The 17593-nt window shown below is 61.4% G+C and carries 15 protein-coding genes; 7 read left to right on the plus strand and 8 right to left on the minus strand.

The annotated features are described in order from the left end of the window. Positions 1–38: 38 nt before the first annotated feature. The 6 genes from ACI3K0_RS16545 to ACI3K0_RS16570 all read left to right on the plus strand — a co-directional run bounded on the left by ACI3K0_RS16545 (position 39) and on the right by ACI3K0_RS16570 (position 7709). Positions 39–1370, plus strand: a complete 1332-nt coding sequence (locus tag ACI3K0_RS16545) for an ABC transporter substrate-binding protein (protein WP_404945681.1) — start codon at positions 39–41, stop codon at positions 1368–1370. Then, a complete protein-coding gene (locus ACI3K0_RS16550; RefSeq protein WP_404945682.1) occupies positions 1370–2308 on the plus strand; it encodes a carbohydrate ABC transporter permease in 939 nt (312 codons plus the stop codon). The genes ACI3K0_RS16545 and ACI3K0_RS16550 overlap by 1 nt, the downstream gene beginning before the upstream one ends. After that, positions 2308–3141: a carbohydrate ABC transporter permease gene (locus ACI3K0_RS16555; protein WP_183820797.1), complete on the plus strand. Its 834-nt coding sequence runs from the start codon at positions 2308–2310 to the stop codon at positions 3139–3141. Before ACI3K0_RS16550 ends, ACI3K0_RS16555 begins: the two co-directional genes overlap by 1 nt. Positions 3142–3185: 44 nt before the next feature. Beyond that, complete coding sequence (locus ACI3K0_RS16560; RefSeq protein WP_404945683.1) at positions 3186–4247, plus strand: ABC transporter ATP-binding protein; 1062 nt, start codon at positions 3186–3188, stop codon at positions 4245–4247. 205 nt (positions 4248–4452) lie between these two features. Then, positions 4453–6087 (plus strand): FGGY-family carbohydrate kinase, encoded by a 1635-nt coding sequence (locus tag ACI3K0_RS16565; protein WP_404945684.1) that lies wholly within the window; start codon positions 4453–4455, stop codon positions 6085–6087. A 17-nt stretch (positions 6088–6104) separates the two neighbouring features. Next, a complete protein-coding gene (locus tag ACI3K0_RS16570) occupies positions 6105–7709 on the plus strand; it encodes a fucose isomerase (RefSeq protein WP_206823763.1) in 1605 nt (534 codons plus the stop codon). A gap of 67 nt (positions 7710–7776) precedes the next feature. Here ACI3K0_RS16570 and mmsB read toward each other — a convergent pair whose 3' ends face one another. The 7 genes from mmsB to ACI3K0_RS16605 all read right to left on the minus strand — a co-directional run bounded on the left by mmsB (position 7777) and on the right by ACI3K0_RS16605 (position 15363). Beyond that, the gene (gene mmsB, locus ACI3K0_RS16575) at positions 7777–8664 is read right to left on the minus strand and encodes a 3-hydroxyisobutyrate dehydrogenase (protein WP_206823762.1); all 888 of its coding nucleotides are present in this window, start codon (positions 8662–8664) and stop codon (positions 7777–7779) included. A 34-nt stretch (positions 8665–8698) separates the two neighbouring features. Next, positions 8699–10294 (minus strand): GMC family oxidoreductase N-terminal domain-containing protein, encoded by a 1596-nt coding sequence (locus ACI3K0_RS16580; RefSeq protein ID WP_206823915.1) that lies wholly within the window; start codon positions 10292–10294, stop codon positions 8699–8701. A gap of 200 nt (positions 10295–10494) precedes the next feature. Further along, positions 10495–11502, minus strand: coding sequence for a branched-chain amino acid ABC transporter permease (locus ACI3K0_RS16585; protein WP_404945685.1), 1008 nt, complete (start codon positions 11500–11502; stop codon positions 10495–10497). Between the two features lie 13 nt (positions 11503–11515). After that, complete coding sequence (locus ACI3K0_RS16590) at positions 11516–12403, minus strand: branched-chain amino acid ABC transporter permease (protein ID WP_404945686.1); 888 nt, start codon at positions 12401–12403, stop codon at positions 11516–11518. Between the two features lie 271 nt (positions 12404–12674). Then, positions 12675–13379 (minus strand): ABC transporter ATP-binding protein, encoded by a 705-nt coding sequence (locus ACI3K0_RS16595; RefSeq protein ID WP_206823754.1) that lies wholly within the window; start codon positions 13377–13379, stop codon positions 12675–12677. Then, positions 13379–14161 (minus strand): ABC transporter ATP-binding protein, encoded by a 783-nt coding sequence (locus tag ACI3K0_RS16600; RefSeq protein ID WP_404945687.1) that lies wholly within the window; start codon positions 14159–14161, stop codon positions 13379–13381. The genes ACI3K0_RS16595 and ACI3K0_RS16600 overlap by 1 nt, the downstream gene beginning before the upstream one ends. Further along, positions 14161–15363 carry an ABC transporter substrate-binding protein gene (locus ACI3K0_RS16605; protein ID WP_404945688.1) on the minus strand — a complete coding sequence of 401 codons (1203 nt, stop codon included), beginning with the start codon at positions 15361–15363 and terminating at the stop codon, positions 14161–14163. The genes ACI3K0_RS16600 and ACI3K0_RS16605 overlap by 1 nt, the downstream gene beginning before the upstream one ends. A gap of 186 nt (positions 15364–15549) precedes the next feature. On the opposite strand from ACI3K0_RS16605, the gene ACI3K0_RS16610 reads away from it, so the two are divergent. After that, positions 15550–16458 (plus strand): LysR family transcriptional regulator, encoded by a 909-nt coding sequence (locus ACI3K0_RS16610; protein WP_404945689.1) that lies wholly within the window; start codon positions 15550–15552, stop codon positions 16456–16458. Between the two features lie 30 nt (positions 16459–16488). Here the strand turns inward: ACI3K0_RS16610 and ACI3K0_RS16615 are convergent, their stop codons facing one another. Further along, positions 16489–17529, minus strand: a complete 1041-nt coding sequence (locus tag ACI3K0_RS16615; RefSeq protein WP_404945690.1) for a zinc-dependent alcohol dehydrogenase family protein — start codon at positions 17527–17529, stop codon at positions 16489–16491. Positions 17530–17593: the final 64 nt, after the last annotated feature.

Raw genomic sequence — 17593 nt, forward strand, 5'->3', positions numbered from 1 at the left:
GGGTGAGGAGACCCCGGCGAAACCTGGAGGAGGAATACATGACATCATCGTTCTTTACACCGACACGCCGGAGTTTTCTGGCGGGATCGGCAGCGCTTGGCGCCGCCGGGCTGATCGGATCGCGGCCGGCTTCTGCTGCCGTCGACTGGAAGCGCTTTGCCGGCACGACGCTGGAAGTGAACCTGGTCAAGAGCCCGCGCGGCGAAACCATCCTGAAATATATCAGCGAGTTCGAGGCTCTGACCGGTATCAAAGTCAATGCCGAGGCAACACCGGAACAGCAACAGCGCCAGAAGACGACGATCGAACTGTCTTCCGGTCGCCCGAGCTTCGACGTCGTGCACCTGAGCTATCATGTGCAGAAGCGGCAGTTCGAAAAAGGTGGCTGGCTTGCCGATCTTTCCGGTTACTTCAAGGATCCGTCGCTTACCGATCCATCGCTGGTCGAGGGGGATTTCGCAGAGGCTGCGCTGAAATTCGCCAAGGACCCCGATGGCAAGCTGCGCACGCTGCCCTTCTCGGTGGATTACTGGATCGTCTACTGGAACAAGGAGCTCTTCGAAAAGAAGGGCCTGAAATATCCGACGACTTTCGATGAAATGGTGACTGCTGCGGAAGCACTGACCGACAAGTCCGAAGGCACTTACGGTTTCGTTGCCCGCGGGCTTAAGAATGCCAATACGCCGGTCTGGACCTCGTTCATGCTTGGTTACGGCGCAACGCCGCTCGATGCCAGCGGCAAGCTGAATACGACATCGGAAGGTGCCGTCGAGGCGGCCAAGCTCTATCAGCGGCTGATGTCCAAGTCGGCGCCGGTCGGCGTATCGGGTTTCAACTGGGCGGAAGCTCAGTCCGCCTTCCTGCAGGGCAAGATCGGCATGTGGTTCGACGGCGTCGGTTTCGCGCCCCCGATCGAAGATCCGCAGAAGTCGCGTGTCGTCGGCAAGGTCGGCTACGGCGTCATGCCGGCAGGCCCGAAGGCGCAGGCTGCAGCGACGACCGGTGACGGGATCGGTGTCACCGCCGCCAGCAAGAACAAGGAAGCCGCCTATCTCTTCTGCCAGTGGGTCATCTCCCATGACATGGGTGCCCGTCTGCTGCAGGCCGGTGCCGGCGTGCCGTTCCGTCAGTCGATCCTCGAGGACGCCAAGGTGCGTGAAGGCGTGAAGATGCCGTCTGCCTGGGTCGATGCGGTCGTCGCCTCCGGCAAGATCTCGCAGCTCGCGCTTCCGGTCATCATCCCGGTCACGGAATTCCGTGACATCTATGGGGTGGGCCTCACCAACATGATCGGCGGTGCCGATCCGGCGAAGGAACTGGAATCGGCAACCGCTCAGTTCGAGCCGGTGCTTGCCCGAAGCGAGGGATAATGGCTTCCGTGACCATAGAACCCACCGCGGCCAGGGATCTGGCCGCAAAGGGGGGCAAGCCGCAAAGGCTTGCTCCCAACTACTGGCCTTTCGTGGTGCCCGCCCTGGTGGTTATCGGCGCGGTCATCGTCTTTCCTTGGGTGTTTACCCTCTGGATGAGCGTCAATTCGTGGACGCTCGGACAGGAGCAGACATTTGCAGGCCTAGACAACTACATCCGGCTTGCCGGCGACATGCGGTTCTGGGAATCCATGTGGCATACGCTGGTCTATACGGCGCTGTCGGTTATCGCACCGCTGATACTCGGAACGCTGGCAGCCCTGATCTTCGACGGTGAATTCCCGTTGCGCGGCTTTCTGCGCGGGGTATTCGTCATGCCGATGATGGCGACGCCGGTGGCGATCGCGCTCGTCTGGACGATGATGTTCCACCCGCAGCTCGGCGTGCTCAACTATCTTCTGTCGCTGGTCGGCATCGGCGCGCAGGAATGGATCTACAACCAGTCGACCGTCATCCCGGCGCTGGTTCTGGTCGAGACCTGGCAATGGACGCCGCTGATCATGCTGATCGTGCTTGGCGGTCTGGCTGCCGTTCCGCGCGAGCCTTATGAGAGTGCAGAGATCGACGGCGCAAATGCCTGGCAGAAGTTCCGCTACCTGACGCTGCCGATGATCGCGCCCTTCCTGATGATCGGTGTCATTATCCGTAGTATCGATGCGGTCAAAAGCTTCGACATCATCTATGCGATGACGCAGGGCGGGCCGGGTACGGCGTCGGAGACGATCAACATCTATCTCTACAACACCGCCTTCTCCTACTATGACATCGGTTACGGCTCGGCCATGGCGGTTGTCTTCTTCTTCGTCATCATCGCGCTGTCCTTCGTTCTGATGATGGTTCGCGCACGCACCAACTGGTCGGACATGGAGGATCGCTGATGATACCCAAACTCACCCATCGAGCCTGGAACCGTCTCGGCCTGTTCTTCGTCGCCCTGGTGATGATTTCGCCGGTCATCCTGTTCTTCGTCTGGATGATCTCGCTGTCGCTCAAATACGAGATCGACAACGGCGCCTATCCGCCGATCCTGATCCCGGAAAATATCGCCTGGTCCAACTATGCGAAAGTGTTCGAGGAGAACAATTTCCTCCTTTATTTCTGGAACTCGATCCTCGTCACGGGTGCCGCCACCATTCTCGCCCTCGTGATCGGCGTTCCCGCCGGATACGGGATTGCGCGGCTGAAAGCTGAAAAGGCGGCGATGGTGATCATGATCGCCCGCATGACGCCCGGCCTGTCCTTCCTTATCCCGCTCTTCCTTCTGTTCCAATGGATGAACCTGCTCGGAACCCTGTGGCCGCAGATCATCATCCATCTGGTCGTCACCGTGCCGATCGTCGTGTGGATCATGATCGGGTATTTCGAGACGACACCGAAGGAACTCGAAGAGGCTGCAAGCATCGACGGCGCGACGTCCTGGCAGGTCTTTCGCCTCGTGGCGCTGCCGATTGCCAAGCCCGGCATCGTCGTCGCCTTCATTCTGGCGGTGATCTTCTCCTGGAACAACTTTGTCTTCGGCATCGTGCTCGCCAGCCGCGAAACGCGAACCCTGCCGGTGGCCGTCTACAACATGCTCTCCTTCGAGCAGGTCAGCTGGGGGCCGTTGGCCGCTGCCGCCCTGATCGTCACCCTACCTGTTCTGGTGCTGACCATGTTCGCCCAGAAGCAGATCGTCGCGGGCCTTACCGCCGGCGCCGTCAAGGGCGGCTGAAGAAGAGCAACAGATAACGACCCGAAAATCGGGAGGATTTTCAAATGGCAACAGTCAATATCCAGAACATCCAGAAACGCTACGGAGCCGTCGAGATCATTCGCGACCTGAGCGTCGATATTGCCGACGGCGAGTTCGTCGTGCTGGTCGGCCCGTCCGGCTGCGGCAAGTCCACGCTTTTGCGCATGGTGGCGGGTCTCGAGGACGTCACCGGCGGCGCGATCCGCATCGGGCCGCGGGAGGTTTCGCATCTTCCGGCGCGCGACCGTGACATCGCCATGGTGTTTCAGAACTACGCGCTTTATCCGCATATGACGGTGGCGGAAAACATGGCCTTCGCGCTGAAACTGAAGAAGGCCGATGTCAACGAGACACGCAAAAAGGTCGAGAATGCTGCCGGCATTCTCGGACTGGACAAACTGCTCGACCGCTACCCGCGTCAGCTTTCCGGCGGCCAGCGCCAGCGTGTCGCCATGGGCCGCGCGCTGGTGCGCGATCCGCAGGTGTTTCTATTCGACGAACCGCTCTCTAACCTAGATGCCAAACTCCGCGTGCAGATGCGCGCCGAGATCAAGGCGCTGCATCAGCGGATCGGCACGACGATCATCTATGTCACCCATGACCAGATCGAAGCCATGACCATGGCCGACAAGATCGTCGTGCTGCAGGAAGGCAATATCGAGCAGGTCGGTGCACCGCTCGATCTCTACGATCGTCCAGCCAACCTGTTCGTAGCCGGCTTTATCGGTTCGCCCGCGATGAATTTCGTGGACGGTAAGATAGAGGAAGGCGTGTTCCGCAGCGAAAAGGGGCTTGTTCTGCCGTTGCCGGCCGGGGCCGACCCCGCAAAGCTCGGCGGCAAATCGCTGGTCTACGGCATTCGCCCCGAACATATCCGCGCCGACAATGCCGGCGGTGTGCAGGGACGTGTCGAGATCGTCGAAGGGACGGGTTCGGAAATCTTCGCCCGTGTGGCCAGCCATGGCGAGCAGATCTCCTGCCTGTTCCGCGAGCGCCTGAGCATCCATTTCGGCGACGAGATCGGATTGGCGATCGATCCGAGCAAGGCGCATCTGTTCGACAAGGTGAGCGGCCAGCGGCTTTGAACCTTCAGGGGGCCAGACCCCTCCCAACCCTCCCCACAAGGGGGAGGGCTCAACCTAGCCGAGCCGTCGAGGCGAATTGGGCTTGGACGTTGCCGCGGGTATTCTCCCCCCTTGTGGGGGAGATGGCCGGCAGGCCAGAGGGGGACTTTTCCCAAGTTCAAAGCCAGTTGTCGTCCGGCTCCATATTGCAAGCGGATAAACTGATATGACCTCATTCATCGGAATTGACGTCGGCACCGGAAGCGCCCGTGCCGGGATTTTTGATGCGCAAGGGACTTTGCTCGCGGCGCATTCGCAGGCGATCGCGACCGAAAAGCCGAAGCAGGATTTCGTCAATCAATCCTCGCGCGACATCTGGGCAGCGATCTCAACCTGCGTGAAGACGGCGATGGCGGATGCCGGGCTTGCTGCCTCCGATATCGCCGGTATCGGGTTCGACGCGACCTGCTCGCTCGTCGTGGTAAATGAGGCGGGCGGGCCGGTTACGGTCAGCCCCGGCGGTGATGACGACTGGAATATCATCGTGTGGATGGATCACCGCGCCATCGGCGATGCGGACCAGATCAACGCGCTGAAAAACCCGGTTCTCGATTATGTCGGCGGCGTCATCTCGCCCGAGATGGAAACGCCGAAACTGCGCTGGCTGAAACGCGAGATGCCGCAGAGTTTTGCCCGCGCGCATGCGTTTTTCGACCTGCCCGACTGGCTGGTCCATAAGGCAACCGGTGAAGATATCCGTTCGCTGTGCAGCACCGTGTGCAAATGGACCTATCTTGGCCAGAACGGTACGAAGGGCGAGGGCTGGGACAAGGCTTTCTTCGAAAGCGCCGGGATTGCCGAACTTGGCGCGGATAATTTTCGCGCCATCGGTAACAAGTTTGCGGCACCGGGCGACAAGGTCGGTGCGCTTTCGAATGCTGCAGCCGCGGACCTCGGCCTTGCACCGGGCACGGCGGTTGCTGCAAGCCTGATCGATGCCTATTCCGGCGCGCTCGGCACGATGGGTGTGGATCTGGGCGAGGGTGCGCTCGACGATCGTCTGGCGCTGATTGCGGGAACCTCATCCTGCCACATCACCGTCAGCGAAAAACCGGCCTTCGTGCCGGGTGTCTGGGGACCGTATTTCTCCGTTCTGCTCCCGGGGCTCTGGGCCAACGAGGCGGGACAATCGGCGGCCGGTGCGCTGATCGACCGGGTGATCGAAGGCCATGCGGCGATCCATGAAGCGCGTCAGATGGCGAAGGTGGAAGGCATTTCCGTGTTTGCCCTGTTCGATCGCTGGCTTGAGGCGATGGCCGATGATGGCGAGACGGCCACGCTGACCAAATCTCGGCATGTGCAGCCGGATTTTCACGGCAACCGTTCGCCGCTTGCCGATCCGCTGCGCAAGGGCGGGGTTACCGGCCTGTCGCTCGACCGCGGGCTTGACGATCTGGCGCTTGATTATCTCGCGACGCTGCAGGCCTTGGCTTACGGCACCCGACATATCATCGCGGAAATGCGGGCCAATGGCGTCACCGTCGATACGCTGGTCGTCAGCGGCGGTCTCGCCCAAAACAGGCTTTTCCTGCGTGAACATGCGGATGCGACGGGCTGCGCCATCGTGGTGCCGGACCAGCGCGAGCCGGTTCTGGTCGGCAGCGCCATGCTGGGCGCTGTGGCGAGCGGCCATTATGCCGACCTGCCCGCCGCCATGCGCGCCATGAGCGGCCCCGGCAGCCGCATGACACCACGCGGGGGCGAGATCGCCACCTATCACGACCGCAAATATCACGTCTTCCGCCGCATGCAGGAGGACTTTGTTGCCTATGCCGAGCTGATGGCCGGCGCTGATCATTGATTTGAGGGATGAGGAACATGACCAAGGAAATTGCACTTTTTGCCAGCGGCGACCTTCGCCTTTCCGCCAACCAGCAATGCTGGGCGACGCAGGATGCGATGGAGAAGAAACTCGGAGAAGTACTTGCCAGCCTCGGCTACACGGTGAAGCGCGCTCACGCCTACAAGCCGGAAGAAGGCCACGGTTTTCTCGCCTCGCAGCGCGAAGGCATGGATGCGTTTGCGAAGATCGATCCCAATGTGCCGGTGATTGTCGCAGAATCCGTCTGGCAATATTCGCATCATGTGCTTGCCGGTCTCACCAGCCACAGGGGACCGATCCTCACGGTCGCCAACTGGTCCGGCCAGTGGCCGGGTCTGGTCGGCCTGCTCAATCTCAACGGCTCGCTGACCAAGGCGGGTGTTGCCTATTCCTCGCTGTGGAGCGAGACATTCGACGACGATTTCTTCCGCAGCGGTCTTTCCCAATGGCTTTTGGAAGGTACGGTCGACCATGACACGAGCCATGTGACGCCGTTTAAGGCAGGCAAGGTGCCGCAGGATCTCAAGGATCTGGCGAAGGAGATCGCCAGCGACTTCCGCACCAACAAGGTCATTCTCGGCATTTTCGACGAGGGCTGCATGGGTATGTACAATGCCATCGTGCCGGATGAACTCCTGATGCCGCTCGGCATCTTCAAGGAGCGCCTGTCGCAGTCGGCACTGTATTTCGCCACCAATCAGGTGCCGGTGGAGGAAGGTCGTGCCGTCTATCAGGACCTGCTCGCCAAGGGCATGACGTTCCATCTCGGGACCGATCCGAAGCAGGAGCTGACCGAGGATCAGGTGATCGACCAGTGCCGGATGTATATCGCGGCCGTGCGCATCGCCGAAGATTTCGGCTGCGAGGCGATCGGCATCCAGTATCAGCAGGGGCTCAAGGATCTGCTGCCGGCATCCGATCTGGTGGAAGGTATTCTGAACGACGACGGGCGTCCGGATGTCAAAGGACGGGATGGCAAGGTAATCCGCCAGGGCAAGGCGATCGTGCATTTCAACGAGGTGGATGAATGTGCCGGTCTCGACGGGCTGATGACCAACCGCTTGCATCGGGCGCTCGGTCAGCCGGTGGAAAACACCCTGCACGACCTGCGCTGGGGCGGCGTCGACCCGACCGGTACGGTCGATGGTTTCGTCTGGGTATTCGAGATTTCCGGCGCGGCCCCGCCTGCCCATCACGAGGGCGGCTGGGCCGGCTCGGACAGTATGCGCCAGCCGCCTATGTTTTTTCCCGCAGGCGGCGGGACCTTGCGTGGCATTGCAAAACCCGGCGAGATCGTCTGGTCGCGCATCTTCGTCGAGGATAACCGGCTGAAGATGGATATCGGCCGCGGTCAGGCCGTAGCCCTTCCAAAGGAAGAAACCGAGCACCGGTGGAAATCCACCAACGAACAGTGGCCGATGATGCATGCGGTGCTGACCGGCGTTTCCCGCGACCAGATGATGGCTCGTCACAAGGCCAACCATATCCAGGTGGTCTACGCGAACTCGGCGGCGGAAGCGGATCGGGCCGCACTTGCCAAGGCAGCACTTGCGGCGGAACTCGGGATCGAGGTCAACTTCTGCGGCGTCGATCTCGGCTAAGGCGATTTTCTGTCGATCGAAATTTTGGAGGAGGGCGATGCAGTCGCCCTCTCTTTTTGGTTTGACGTCATGTGTCCTGCGTCTGACGCAACATGCGGATGATGGCGGAGAAGTCCTCGGCGCCATGGCCGGCACGTTCGAATGCTGCATAGACTTCAGCCGCATGTGCACCAAGCGGCGTTTTGGCGCCGCTGTGTTTTGCGGCCTCCTGCGACAGAAGCAGGTCCTTCAGCATCAGGGCTGCAGCAAATCCCGGTTTGTAATCGTTGTTTGCAGGTGAGGTCGGCACCGGGCCGGGGACGGGGCAATAGGTCGTAAGCGACCAGCATTGGCCAGATGACGTCGAGGCCACGTCGAACAGGGCCTGATGCGAAAGGCCGAGCTTTTCTGCCAGCACGAAGGCTTCCGCGACGCCGATCATCGAGATTCCGAGGATCATGTTGTTGCAGATCTTTGCCGCCTGACCCGCGCCGTTGCCGCCGCAATGGACGATCTTTTTGCCCATGGCTTCGAGGATCGGCCTGCCCGCAGCAAAGGCCTCATCCGAACCGCCGACCATGAAGGTAAGCGTGCCGGCTGCCGCCCCCGTCGTGCCGCCGGAGACCGGGGCGTCGAGCGAGGGGCAGTTCATCGCGCCGGCAAGACCGTGGGCCTTACGGGCGCTATCCACATCCACCGTCGAGCAGTCGATAAGAAGCATGCCTTCCGCCACAAGGGTAGCGAGATCGGTCCAGACGGAGACGACATGCTGGCCCTTGGGCAGCATGGTGATGACGCATTCGGCGTCCCGTACCGCCTCAGTGAGCGATGCGGCCGGATCGACGCCCGCCTCACTGGCGGCTTTCACCGAGGCTTCGGAGAGATCGAAGCCGGAGACCGCATGTCCTGATTTCACCAGATTTGCGGCCATCGGGCCGCCCATGTTTCCGAGGCCGATGAATGCGATCCGGGTCATGTCTTCTCTCCCTTTCGTCTTGCGCCGATTGTCGTCAGCGATTGTCCGCGAGGATCATTTCTGCCGCCTTTTCGGCAATCATGATCGTCGGCGAATTGGTGTTGCCGGATGTTATCGTCGGCATGATCGATGCATCGGCGATGCGCAGTTTTCCGAGTGCCCGAAGCTTTAGCCGCGGATCGACGACGCTGTCGGGATCAGCGCCCATGCGGGCCGTGCCGACCGGGTGGAAGATCGTCGTGCCGATCTCGCCGGCAGCGCGTTCCAGATCGGCGTCCGTGTCGTAGCTCGGGCCGGGCTTGTATTCCTCAGGATTGTAGCGCGCAAAGGCAGGCTTTTTGACGATTTCACGGGTCAAGCGGATAGAGCGAACGGCCACGTCGCGGTCGGCGGCGGTCGAGAGATAGTTCGGGCGGATCGCAGGCGCGGCAGCGAAATCCGGGCCTTTCAGATGGACCGAGCCGCGGCTTTCGGGCCTGAGATTACAGACGCTTGCCGTCATCGCCGGGAAGGCGTGGACGGGTTCTCCGAACCGGTCGAGCGAGACCGGCTGGACATGATATTCGAGATCGGCGGTTTCCTTGTCCGGCCCGGACTTGGTGAAGATGCCGAGCTGGCTCGGGGCCATTGACATCGGGCCGGAGCGTTTCAGCGCATATTCCAGCCCGATTGCCGCCTTTCCGAGCAGCCGGGATGCCTTTTCGTTCAGCGTCGGCACGCCGGTTACCTTGTAGACGAGGCGGAGTTGCAGGTGGTCCTGCAGGTTTTCTCCGACGCCTTTGACCTCTTTCACCGTCTCGATGCCGGCCTCGGAGAGTATGTCGCCGCGGCCAATGCCGGAGAGCTCCAGCACATGCGGCGTGCCGATCGCACCGGCGGAGAGGATGGTCTCGCGACGGGCATGTGCGGTCTTTGTGATGCCGTCATGCTGGAATTCGACGCCCTTCACTTCGCCGGTCTCGACGATCAGTTTTCGCACATGCGCCTTGGTCAGGACGTTGAGGTTCGGGCGTTTCATCGCCGGGCGCAAAAAGGCTTTCGATGTGTTCCAGCGGATGCCTGAGCGCTGGTTGACGTCGAAATAGCTGGAGCCTTCATTATCGCCGCGGTTGAAATCGTCGATGGCAGGGATGCCGGCTTCTTCGGCCGCTTTCTGGAACGCGTCGAGCACGGCCCAGCGGACACGTGCCTTTTCCACCCGCCATTCGCCGCCGGCACCATGCATCTGATCGGCGCCCTTGTAGAAATCCTGGCTCTTTTTGAAGAGCGGCAGCACGTCATCCCAGCCCCAGCCGGTACAGCCCATCTGTCGCCAGAGGTCGTAGTCGCGGGACTGGCCGCGCATGTAGATCATGCCGTTGATCGACGAGCAGCCGCCGAGCAGTTTTCCGCGTGGGTAGCTGAGCGAGCGGCCGTTCAGGCCATCTTCCTTCTCGGTCGCAAAACACCAGTCAGTGCGCGGGTTGTTGATGCAGTAGAGATAACCGACAGGGATATGGACCCAGTGGTAGTTGTCATTGCCGCCGGCTTCCAGAAGCAGGACGCGATTGCGAGGGTCGGCTGACAGGCGGTTGGCAAGCACGCAGCCGGCGCTGCCCGCACCGATGATGATGTAATCGTAGGTGTCTATGGACATATGCTACTCCGAGGTGCCCCTCATCCGCCTGCCGGCACCTTCTCCCCGCAGGCGGGGAGAAGGACACGAGCCGCACCGTTTCCAGCTTTCTCCAGCGCTGAGCAGGGCACGTTCCCTCGCCCCGCTTGCGGGGAGAGGTGGAGCGCAGATTCTGCGCTCTGGGTGAGGGGCAGAAGCCGGCGCAGACATCTCACTCACCGCCTGTGCTCGAACCCGAGTTTTCGGCCGAGCCTTGAGGCATAGAATTCGCCGATGATGCCGCGGCGGAAGAGGAGGACGCAGACCATGAAGACGACGCCGGTGATGATGGTGACGGGGAATTGCGAGGTTGCCAGATAGTTCTGCAGCGTGACCACGAGGCCGGCGCCGAAGACCGGGCCGATCAGCGTGCCGATGCCGCCGAGAAGGGTCATGAGGATGACCTCGCCGGACATCTGCCAGCCGACATCGGTGAGCGTGGCGAACTGGAAGACCAGCGCCTTGGTACCGCCGGCCATCCCCGCCAGCGCTGCCGACATGACGAAGGCGCCGAGCTTGTAGCGGGCCACCGAATAACCGAGCGAGATGGCGCGCTGTTCGTTCTCGCGGATCGATTTGAGGATCATGCCGAAGGGCGAGTTGATGAAGCGCCAGATGACGATCATGCCGATGAGAAAGACGGCGAGCACGAAGTAATACATGCTGGTCGTGTCTGCGAGATCGATGAGACCGAAGAGTTGGCCGCGCGGCACGGACTGGATGCCGTCCTCGCCATGGGTGAAGGATGCCTGCAGGCAGAAGAAGAAGAACATCTGCGATAGCGCCAGCGTGATCATGGCGAAATAGATGCCCTGCCGGCGGATGGCGAAGAAGCCCATGACCAGGCCGAGCGCTGCTGCGCCCGCGACGCCGATAAGAATACCGATCTCCGGTGTGACGCCCCATTCCTTCGTGACATGGGCGGTGAAATAGGCGGCACCGCCGAAGAAGGTCGCATGGCCGAAGGAGAGAAGGCCGGTATAACCGAGCAGCAGGTTGAAGGCGCAGGCGAACAGCGCGAAGCACAGAAGCTTCATCAGGAAGATCGGGTAGAAGAACAGTGGTGCCACGATCAGCAGCACGAGGCCGATGCCGAGAAAGGCCGCATAGGCTTTCGAGGCGGTTGCCGAACGCTCCGTGCGGGTGGTGGTCGTTGTTGTGGTCGAATGGACGACATGGCTCATGACTTTGCCTCGCTTACGCGTCCCGGCCGAACAGGCCGGCAGGGCGGATGAGAAGCACGATCGCCATGATCACGAAGATGACGATATTCGAGGCTTCCGGATAAAAGACCTTGGTCAGGCCCTCGGCGATGCCGAGCATGTAGCCGGTGAGGATGGCGCCCATGATCGAGCCCATGCCGCCGACCACGACCACGGCAAAAACGACGATGATGATGTTCGATCCCATCAGCGGCGAGACCTGGTAGACGGGGGCCGCCAGCACACCGGCGAAGGCGGCGAGACCAGCGCCTAACGCGTAGGTCAGCGTCAGCAGCATCGGCACGTTGACGCCAAAAGCCTGCACCAGCGTCGGGTTCTCGGTCGCAGCCCGCAGGTAAGCGCCGAGCTTGGTCTTTTCGATCAGAAGCCAGGTGCCGATGCAGGCGATTAGCGACACGACGACCACCCAGCCGCGATAGTTGGGCAGGAACATGAAACCGAGATTGGTGGCGCCGGTGAGCGCCGGCGGCGGGGCGTAGGGCTGGCCTGACGAGCCGTAAAGATAACGGAATGTGCCCTCTATCGTCAGCGCCAGGCCGAAGGTGAAGAGCAGGCCATAGAGATGATCGAGCTTGTAGAGCCGCGACAGCAGCAGGCGCTCTATGATCGCACCGAACAGGCCGACGACGATCGGGGCCAGAATGAGCGCGAACCAGTAGTTGATGCCGAAATATTGCAGCATCAGCATCGCGACAAAGGCGCCGAGCATATATTGCGCGCCATGGGCGAAGTTGATGACGCGCAGCAGGCCGAAGATGACGGCGAGGCCGAGGCTCAGGAGCGCGTAGAAGGAGCCATTGATCAGGCCGATGAGGAGCTGGCCCATGAAGGCTTGCAAAGGGATGCCGAAGATCATGGTCATGGGGTGAACCCTCCTGCAATGCTTGTAGGTAAAAGCCCCCCGCTGGCCTGCCGGCTTGTCGGGGCCGAGCCATAGGTCTCGGCCAGCTCTTTCCATATGGAAAAAGTCCCCTCCCAACCCTCCCCACAAGGGGGAGGGCTTAACCTGGCGGCACCGCCGAGGTCTACGTGAGGCTGGTGGTTGCCACGGGTCTTCTCCCCCCTTGTGGGGGAGATGGCCGGCAGGCCAGAGGGGGACTTTGCCGATGCGAAAGCAGCTTCAGTTGGCATCCTCACACCCCCAACACCTTGTGCAGCGTATCCATCCGCTCAGGCAATTCGCCGACCGGGAAATCCGCCACCATCTTTCCGTGATCCATCAGGTAGAAGCGATCCGCCACGCGGCTGGCGAAGCGGAAGTTCTGTTCGACCATCAGAACCGTCATGCCGCGCTGCTTCAGCGTCTTCAAAACCTCGCCGATGCGCTGGACGATGACGGGGGCCAGCCCTTCCGTCGGTTCGTCGAGGATCAGGAGTTTGACGCCGGTGCGCAGGATGCGGGCGATGGCGAGCATCTGCTGTTCGCCGCCGGAGAGTTTGGTGCCGGGGCTGGAACGTCTTTCGTGGAGGTTGGGGAAGAGCGCGTAGATTTCATCTAGCGGCATTCCTCCCTCCGCCACGACCGGCGGCAGCATCAGGTTCTCGTCGACCGTCAGCGTCGAGAAGATGCCGCGCTCTTCGGGCACGAAGCCTAAGCCCGCATGGGCCGTCCTGTGCAAGGGCACGCCGAGCATATCCTTGCCGGCAAAGCGGATTTCGCCCTTGCGCTCGCGGATGATGCCCATGATGGTGCGCAGCGTCGTCGTCTTGCCAACCCCGTTGCGGCCGAGGATCGTGATCGTCTCGCCTTCGCCCACAGTCATGTTGACGCCGTGCAGGATGTGGCTTTCGCCATACCACGCATTGAGGTTGGAGACTTCGAGAAGCGGTTTCGCCATCACGCGTCCTCCGTGCCCATATAGGCGAGTCGGACGCGCTCGTCCTGAGCCACCGCCGCATAGTCCCCCTCGGCGAGGATCTGGCCTCGCTGCAGCACCGTGACGTGGTGACAGATATCGGCGACGACCGAGAGATTGTGTTCCACCATAAGCACGGCCCGGGTTTTTGCCACCTCGCGGATGATGCCGGAGACGGTGCCGATATCCTCCTGGCCCATGCCGGCCATCGGTTCGTCGAGCAGCAATACCTTTGGGTTGAGCGCCAGAGTTGTGGCGATCTCCAGCACGCGCTTGCGGCCATAGGAGAGGTCGGCGGCCATCGCATTGCGCTCGCGTTTCAGCCCGACGGTTTCGATCAGCTCGTCGGCGCGGGCGTTCAGCCGGTCGAGCGACGAGGTTGGCAGCCAGAACTGGGTCGAAAGGCCGTTCGGACGTTGCAGGGCAACGCGGACATTGTCGAGAACGGTGAGATGCGGGAAGACCGCGGAAATCTGGAACGAGCGGACCAGGCCCATGCGGGCCACCTTGTCCGGCGCAGTTTTGGTGATGTCGGTGCCGAGAAGCGTGATCGAACCCGCGGTCGGCTGCAGGAATTTTGTCAGCAGGTTGAAAACCGTCGTCTTGCCGGCGCCGTTGGGGCCGATCAGAGCGTGGACGCGGGTGTGGTGGATATCGAGATCGACATCTCTTACCGCTGCGAAAGCGCCAAAACTCTTGGAGAGACCGCGGGCGGACAAGACCACCCGCGGCTCCTCGTGCAGGTCCTGAAGAGGCGCTGCCATTATTTCACCAGCTCGCAACCGGCCTTGGCAGGATCGAGATAGGCATCCTTGCCGGGAATGGTGGCGAGCACATTGTAATAGTCCCAGGGTTCCTTGCTGTCGGCCGGCTTCTTGACCTGCAGCAGATACATGTCGTGGATCATGCGGCCATTGGCAGCGACAGTGCCGCCGCGGCCGAAGAAGTCGTCCACCGGCATGTCACGCATGGCCTTGGCCACTGCATCCGCATCGTCGGAGCCAGCCTTCTCGACTGCCTTCAGATAATGGGTGACGGCCGAATAAGTGCCGGCATGAACCATGTTCGGCATTTTCTGGGTCCTGGCGAAGAATTTCTTGCCGAATTCGCGGCTCTTGTCGTCGAGATTCCAGTAATAACCTTCGGTCAGCGTCAGGCCCTGCGCGGCTTCAAGGCCGAGGCCATGCACTTCTGCGAGGGTGAAGAGCAGTGCCGCGAGGTTCTGGCCGCCCTGTGTGATGCCGAATTCGGCGGCCTGCTTGATCGTGTTTGCCGTGTCGAGACCGGCATTGGCGAGGCCGATCACCTTGGCGCCGGACGACTGGGCCTGCAGCAGGAAGGACGAGAAATCCTGGCTGGAGAGCGGATGGCGCACCGAGCCGAGCACCTTGCCGCCATTGGCCTTGACGTAATCGCTCGTCTGCTGCTCCAGCGAATAGCCGAAGGCATAGTCGGCGGTCAGGAAGAACCAGCTGTCGCCTCCCTGCTTGACCATGGCACCGCCAGTGCCGACGGCGAGCGCATGGGTGTCATAGGCCCAATGGAAGCCGTAGGGGGTGCAGGCCTTGCCGGTCAGGTCGACGGTTGCAGCACCGGTGTTGATCGTGATCTTCTTCTTGTCCTTCGACAGCGCCTGAACGGCAAGACCGACCGACGAGGTGGTCAGGTCCATGATCGCATCGACCTGCTCGGTGTCATACCACTGGCGAGCAATGTTGGAGGCGACGTCCGGCTTGTTCTGGTGGTCGGCGTTTACGAGTTCGACCGGGACGCCCAGCACCTTGCCGCCGTAATCCTCGATTGCCATCTTGGCGGCCTCGACGGACGATTTGCCGCCGAAGTCGGCATAGACGCCGGACTGGTCGTTCAGGATGCCGATCTTTACCTTGCCGTCCGATGCCGATTGAGCAAATGCAGTGCCGCTCGCCAGCAGCACGGCCAGCGACGTCAGGAACGTCTTACGCATAAGGTCTCCTCCCAAGAGATTGCAGAGCGCTATCTGTTCAAAATTGGCAGGCCGCCCTCCTCAAAGCAGCACTTCCATAAGCACATGGTTGAGGAAAACAGCCGTTGACGCAAGAAGCTCGCCACTATTAATTGCAAACAGCATCTGTGCATTTTTGAACAGATCGGCTCGGACCGGGGAGGGGTTATGAGCGGCAATCCCATCTTTACCTGGGATGACCTGCAGTATTTTCTGGCGGTTGCCCGCACGGGGCAGTTGTCGACGGCGGCGCGCCACCTGCGCACCAGCCATGCCACCGTCTCGCGCCGGATCGACCGGCTGGAATTTGCCCTCAAGGTCAAGCTTTTCGAGCGCAATCCGCGTGGTTACGTGCTGACAGCGGTTGGGCAACGGTTCGTCGAGACGGCGGAGCGGATGGAGGGGGAGGCCGATCGCTTACAGGCCGAGATCACGTCCGGCAATGCGGCGCATCAGGGTGTCGTGCGGTTAAGTGCGCCGGAAGGTTTTTCGAACTTCTTCCTTGCCCATCATCTCGGAGATTTTACCGAGCGGCATCCGAGCCTGTCGCTGGAACTGGTGACGATCCAGCAGATCATGTCACTGTCGCGCAAGGAGGCGGATATCGCGGTGGCGCTCGATCCGCCCAAGGCCGGACCTTACCTGATCGAGAAGATCACCGACTACAAACTTAACATTTATGGGGCGAAACGCTATCTGGCGGGTGCGGCCCCGCTCAAGCGCCGGGAGGATCTGCTCGATCATCCGTTCATCGGCTATATCGAAGACATGATCTTTGCGCCTGGGCTGGATTATCTCGGCGACGTGCATCCCGGCATCAAGCCGAAATTCCAGAGCTCCAGCATTTTCGCGCAGCTGACGGCGACGCTGAACGGGCTGGGGCTTTGCATCCTACCGCATTTCATCGCCAGCCGTCAGAGCGAACTGGAGATCGTGCTGCCGGGTGAGGTGCAGCTGACCCGGCATTACTACATCGTGCGCCATCGCGATATGAGCCGGGTTCCGCGCGTGCGGGCGGTTGCCGATTATCTGACGGCGCTGGTGCAGGACAATCAGGATGCCTTTGTGGGAGGCTGATGTTTCGGCCTCCCACATACCCGGGCAGGCTCAGAAGCTGGTGATGACGGCGATGCCAGGGGTCTCGGCTTTGTCGAGATTGACCAGTTCGGTGACGCCTTCGGCGAGGCTCACCCGCTTGGAAATGAGCTGCTGCGGTTTCATCCTGCCGGCAGTCAGCATCGAAAGCATTGCGTCGTAACGCCAGGCCTGCATCCCGTGGCTGCCGTAGATTTCCAGCTCGTGGCCGATGACCTGCGCCATCGGGATCTGCGGCGTCGCGTGTTCTCCGAGCATCAGGCCGACCTGAACGTGGCGGCCGCGGCGGCGCAGGTTCTTGATCGAGTTGAAGCAGGTTGTCGGGTGGCCGAGTGCGTCGATCGAGACATGCGCGCCGCCCTTGGTGATTTCCCGCACGGCCTCGACAACGTCCGGCACCGAGCTGCCATTGATGGTGGCGACGGCGCCGCATTGGCGCGCCATCGCCAGCTTGTCTTCGGTCAGGTCGATGCCGATGACGTTTGCACCGAGGGCCGTCGCGATCATGATTGCCGGAAGGCCGATGCCGCCGCAGCCATGGACGGCCACCCAGTCACCGGGGCCGGTGCGGGCCTGATCGGCAACCGCGCGAAAGGAGGTTGCGAAACGGCAACCGAGGCTTGCGGCGGTTGCGTCGTCGATTTCCTCCGGTAGGTGCACGAGGTTGGTGTCTGCATAATCGATCGCGACATATTCGGCGAACGAGCCCCAATGGGTGAAGCCGGGCTGGAACTGGTCGGGGCAGACCTGCTGGTTGCCGGAATGGCATTCGGCACAATGGCCGCAGCCGGAGACGAAGGGAACAGTGACGCGATCGCCGACCTTGAAGCGCATCACGCCCTTGCCCTTTGCCACCACCTTGCCGGCCAGTTCATGGCCCGGAACATGCGGCAGCTGGATATCGGGATCATGGCCCTTCCAGCCGTGCCAGTCACTGCGGCAGAGGCCGGTTGCCCCGACCTTGATCACGACGCCGCCGAAGGTCGGCTCGGGATCAGGCAATGTCCTGATCTCGGGCATCTGTTCGAATGCTTCGTAATACATGGCCTTCATGACGCATTCCTCGCCTGTTCAATATGAAAATCCCCGATCCTCTGGGAGACCGGGGATGTCTGAT

The organism is Rhizobium sp. ZW T2_16, assembly GCF_044987325.1.
Taxonomy (GTDB): domain Bacteria; phylum Pseudomonadota; class Alphaproteobacteria; order Rhizobiales; family Rhizobiaceae; genus Neorhizobium; species Neorhizobium cellulosilyticum.

Coding starts and splice junctions, on each gene's coding strand:
- ACI3K0_RS16545 (WP_404945681.1), top strand. CDS start 39: ATGACATCATCGTTCTTTACACCGACACGCCGGAGTTTTCTGGCGGGA.
- ACI3K0_RS16550 (WP_404945682.1), top strand. CDS start 1,370: ATGGCTTCCGTGACCATAGAACCCACCGCGGCCAGGGATCTGGCCGCA.
- ACI3K0_RS16555 (WP_183820797.1), top strand. CDS start 2,308: ATGATACCCAAACTCACCCATCGAGCCTGGAACCGTCTCGGCCTGTTC.
- ACI3K0_RS16560 (WP_404945683.1), top strand. CDS start 3,186: ATGGCAACAGTCAATATCCAGAACATCCAGAAACGCTACGGAGCCGTC.
- ACI3K0_RS16565 (WP_404945684.1), top strand. CDS start 4,453: ATGACCTCATTCATCGGAATTGACGTCGGCACCGGAAGCGCCCGTGCC.
- ACI3K0_RS16570 (WP_206823763.1), top strand. CDS start 6,105: ATGACCAAGGAAATTGCACTTTTTGCCAGCGGCGACCTTCGCCTTTCC.
- mmsB (WP_206823762.1), bottom strand. CDS start 8,664: ATGACCCGGATCGCATTCATCGGCCTCGGAAACATGGGCGGCCCGATG.
- ACI3K0_RS16585 (WP_404945685.1), bottom strand. CDS start 11,502: ATGAGCCATGTCGTCCATTCGACCACAACAACGACCACCACCCGCACG.
- ACI3K0_RS16590 (WP_404945686.1), bottom strand. CDS start 12,403: ATGACCATGATCTTCGGCATCCCTTTGCAAGCCTTCATGGGCCAGCTC.
- ACI3K0_RS16595 (WP_206823754.1), bottom strand. CDS start 13,379: ATGGCGAAACCGCTTCTCGAAGTCTCCAACCTCAATGCGTGGTATGGC.
- ACI3K0_RS16600 (WP_404945687.1), bottom strand. CDS start 14,161: ATGGCAGCGCCTCTTCAGGACCTGCACGAGGAGCCGCGGGTGGTCTTG.
- ACI3K0_RS16605 (WP_404945688.1), bottom strand. CDS start 15,363: ATGCGTAAGACGTTCCTGACGTCGCTGGCCGTGCTGCTGGCGAGCGGC.
- ACI3K0_RS16610 (WP_404945689.1), top strand. CDS start 15,550: ATGAGCGGCAATCCCATCTTTACCTGGGATGACCTGCAGTATTTTCTG.
- ACI3K0_RS16615 (WP_404945690.1), bottom strand. CDS start 17,529: ATGAAGGCCATGTATTACGAAGCATTCGAACAGATGCCCGAGATCAGG.